Source organism: Micromonospora parastrephiae (genome assembly GCF_016802865.1).
GTDB lineage: Bacteria > Actinomycetota > Actinomycetes > Mycobacteriales > Micromonosporaceae > Micromonospora > Micromonospora parastrephiae.
On sequence record NZ_JAEVHM010000323.1, the window covers coordinates 1 to 3899 of the forward strand.

1 protein-coding gene and 2 pseudogenes are annotated in these 3899 nt (G+C 74.5%); 1 reads left to right on the forward strand and 2 read right to left on the reverse strand.

Features of this window, described 5'->3' with window-relative positions; genetic code table 11:
• Positions 1-109: 109 nt before the first annotated feature.
• Both JNW91_RS30280 and JNW91_RS30285 read right to left on the reverse strand, forming a co-directional pair.
• Positions 110-2950 (reverse strand): ATP-binding protein, encoded by a 2841-nt coding sequence (locus JNW91_RS30280; protein ID WP_203178907.1) that lies wholly within the window; start codon positions 2948-2950, stop codon positions 110-112.
• 152 nt (positions 2951-3102) lie between these two features.
• A pseudogene (locus JNW91_RS30285) lies at positions 3103-3323 on the reverse strand (FmdB family zinc ribbon protein).
• Between the two features lie 162 nt (positions 3324-3485).
• On the opposite strand from JNW91_RS30285, the pseudogene JNW91_RS32875 reads away from it, so the two are divergent.
• Positions 3486-3899: pseudogene (locus tag JNW91_RS32875) on the forward strand (hypothetical protein); the annotation flags it as partial.

Here is a 3899-nt window from a genome sequence, read left to right on the forward strand (position 1 = left end):
CCACCCCGCCGACCCCGTTGATCATGAAGTTATTGCCCGTCGGCACGGCGTGTCGCGGCAATAACGTTCGATGATCAACGGGGGGGAGCGGGGGGACCGGGGGACCGGGTTAGGCGTGTTCGGTTTTTGTTGCCGGGTGGCGGTCGGGGTCGGCCGGAGTGCGGGGGGTCGGTTGGGACAGGCCCGTACTGAAGCGGGTCGAATCGGCCGCCAGATCCGGGTGTTCCACGTCGAGCGCCAGCGCGGCGGCCTCGTCCAACCCCAGCTCGGCACCCTCGCCGTACGCGTCGTCGAACGCCACGTCGCCCAGCACGGCGCGCAGCTCCGCCTGCTGCTCCGCCCAGTAGCCGCCGTAGATGCCCGGCGTCGCCCGCATGCTGGCCCGGGTGGCCTGCGCCGCCCCGAACAGTCGAGCGGCGGTCAGCCGGTCCCCGCCGGCCGCGCAGCGCACCGCGATCGCGTTCAACGTGTCGCACGCCCGGCCGTGGTAGCCGTGGCCCATCCGGGAACGCAACGCCACCAGCAGATGCTCGTGCGCGGCGATCACATCGCCCCGGGCCAGCGCGACCATCCCGAGCAGCATGTCCACCGACCGTCGGCCCCGCTCCACCGGTCGGGCCGCCTCCACCGGACGTACCGCCCCCAGCAGGTCCGCCGCCTCCTCCAGCGCGCCCCGCCGCCACAGCAGCTCGGCCAGGCTGAACACCGCGAACAACGCCTCGCCGACCACGTCCTGCTCGTGCGCCCAGTCGATGACCTCCCGGCACACCCGCTCGGCCTCCGCGAACTGACCCATGTCGATCAGCGGCGCGGCACGCCCGGCGAGCACCCGCGCCAGTAGCCCGGCGTCGCCCGCCTGCCGGGCGGCGGCCTCGGCCCGCTGGGAGAAGCGCAACTCCTCGGCGAACTCACCGTCCGCACCGGCGTGCAGCGAGTGCATGTGGTACGCCGCCGCCAGCTCCGCCTCCGGAATCCGCTCACCCGTCTCGGCGATCCGCCCGTACAGCCGGAACAGCCACAGCCGCCCCTCCCGGGCCAGCCCACGCTCACGCCACCACTGGTCCAGCCCACCGGCCAGATCCAGGCCGGCGCGGGCACTGCCGCCGGTCGCACACCAGCGCAACGCGGCCCGCAGCTCCCCGGCCAGCGGGTCGAGGGCGTAGAGCGACAGCGTCACCGGCCGCCCGTCCGGGCCCAGATGCGCCCGCTCCAGCGCGTGCGCCGACCAGGCCACGTGCCGGTCCCGGGCAGCCTGCTCCTCACCCGCCTCGGCCAGCCGCCGCGCCGCGTACGCCCGGATCGGATCGAGCATCCGGTACGTGCTGCCGGCGGCCCGCGGCTCGGCCAACACCATCGACTTGTCCACCAGCACCGACAGTGGATCCAGCGGGTCGTCGCCCAGCAGCCACTCCACCGTCGCCAGGTCCACCGGGCCGGCGAAGACCGCCAGCCACCGCAGCAGCCGGGTGGCCCGAGGCCCCAACGTCCGGTACGACCAGGTGACGGTGGCCTGCATGGTCAGGTGCCGCTCGGTGGCGGAGCGCTGCACGGCCCTGCTCGCCGGGGTCGGCGGCGAAGCCCCGGCCGCTGCCGCCACCAGGTCCACGGTGTCCTGCTGGTTGCCGGACCAACCCCGTTCCACCGGCGGCGGATCCGGGTCGTCCCGGCCGGCGTCCAATGTGCCGAGCACGTCGTCCAGCCGCTCGGCGAGCTGACCGACGGACAGCACCCGCAGCCGGGCCGCCGCCAACTCGATGGCGAGGGGCAGCCCGTCGAGCCGCTGCACCACCCGGCGCAGGTCGGCCGACTCGGCCGGTTCCGGCTGCCGGCCGCCACGCGCCGCCGCCGTACGGTCCAGCAGAAGCGCCACCGCGTCGCTCTCCGCGCCGTCGGATCCCGGGTCCACCGAGAGCGGCGGAATCCGCCACACCACCTCACCGGGCAGGCTGAACGACTCGCGGCTGGTCGCCAGCACCCGCACGCCTCCCCCACCGGAGAGCAGCCGCGAGATGACCTCCGCGCACGCGGCCGGCTGCGCGTCGCAGGTGTCGAGCACGACCAGCATCCGACGGCCGGCCGCGTACTCGACGAGCGTGTCCAGCATCGGGCGGCCCGGCTCGGGTCGCAGCCCGAGCACGGCGGCGATGGCGAACGCCACCAACCCCGGGTCGGTCACCGAGGCGATGTCGACGAACCACACCCCGTCCGGGTACGCCTCGACCACACCGCTGGCCAACTCCACGGCGAGCCGGGTCTTGCCCGCGCCACCGGCGCCCAGCACGGTGACCAGGCGATGCCGCTCCACCAGCAGGCCCAGCTCGACGCGCTCGGTCTGCCGGCCGACGAAGGAGGTCACCTGCGTCGGCAGGTTGTGCGCCACCGCGTCGGCGGTACGGGGTCGGGGGAACTGCCGCTCCAGGCCGGGCGCGACAAGTTGGAACAGCCGCTCCCGGTCGTCGAAGCCTCGCAGCCGGTGCAGGCCCAGGTCGAGCAGGGTGGCACCGGGGGGCAGCGGGTCGGCGCGACGAGCGGTCGACGCCGAACAGAGCACCTGCCCGCCGTGGGCCGCGGCGGCCACCCGGGCGGCCCGGTGCACCTCGGGGCTGGCGTACTCCCCGTCGCGCGGCTCGGCGTAGCCGGTGTGCAGGCCCATCCGCACCCGGGGCGCGGCCTCCGGGGTGGGCCAGTCGTGGCTCGCCAACGCCCGCTGCGCGGTCAGGCAGGCGGTCAGTGCCGCCGCCGCGTTGTCGAAGGCCAGGAAGAACGAGTCGCCCTCGGTCAGCAGTTCCGCGCCACCGGTGCCGGCGAGCGTCCGGCGCAACAGCCGCCGATGCTCGGCGAGCACCGGGCGGTAGTCCGGGCCGAGTAGTTGGGCCAGCCGGGTCGAGCCCTCGATGTCGGTGAACACGAAGGTCACCCAACCGCTCGGGAGCTGGATCCGTGGCGACATGCGTGGAACCTCCGCCCGTGACGTCGGGTTCATGCTGCCTGAGTCCGAGCGGTCACGCATCGTGAGAACGGCCGGGCCGGTGCCGCCTCAAAGTGCCACTCGGACCCGCTCCCGGCAAGGGCGGCCGACCAGACGGCGCCGAATCGGCCGGATCAGCAACCGCAGGAGCCGCCGCCGCAGCAGCCCCCGCCGGGGCCGCCGCGGCACCGGACGAGCCGCCCGCACCCCGGCCGGTGACCGCGACCGCGGAGAGAAGCTTGACGGTGTCGGCGTGTCCCTGCGGGCAGGTCGCCGGCGCGCCGGCCGCCGCCATCGGACGGTTGACCTCGAAGGTGTCGCCGCAGGCGCGGCATCGGAACTCGTACCGGGGCATGGCACCAGGGTACGTGGACCTGACGCTCGGCGGGGCATGGGTAATACTCGACGGGTGGTGGACGGCGAGGACAAAATGCGTGTGCGACCGCTACGACCGTCCGCACCGCTGGACGGTCCGTTGGACGGCTCGGGGGCCGCTCCGGATCCTGCGCCGCGGGCGGTGCCCCGCCCCCGCCGTCCCTGGCTGAGCGGCGGTCCCACCGACGCGTCCTCCACCTCCCCGACAACCGACGCCCGAGGCGGTGACCCGAAGGCCGACAGGCCGACCGGAGAGCCCGCTCCGGCGAAGGCAACCGTCGAGAAGGCGACCACCGAAGCGGACGCCGCCGCGCCGGCCGACGGACCGGACGCGGCGACCCCGGCAGCCGGGCCGACGGTCGAAGCCGCCAAGACCCGCGACGCGAAGGCCGAAACCCCGAAGAACGAAACCCCGAAGAACGAAACCCCGAAGAACGAAACCCCGAACGCCGAAACCCCGAACGGCCGAAACCGCGGCCGACGCCACGGCGACGGACCTGATGGTGACCACTGTGGACGCGGCCCCGGTCCCTACGGCGCGACCCGGCCCGGCGCG

Coding starts and splice junctions, on each gene's coding strand:
- JNW91_RS30280 (WP_203178907.1), bottom strand. CDS start 2,950: ATGTCGCCACGGATCCAGCTCCCGAGCGGTTGGGTGACCTTCGTGTTC.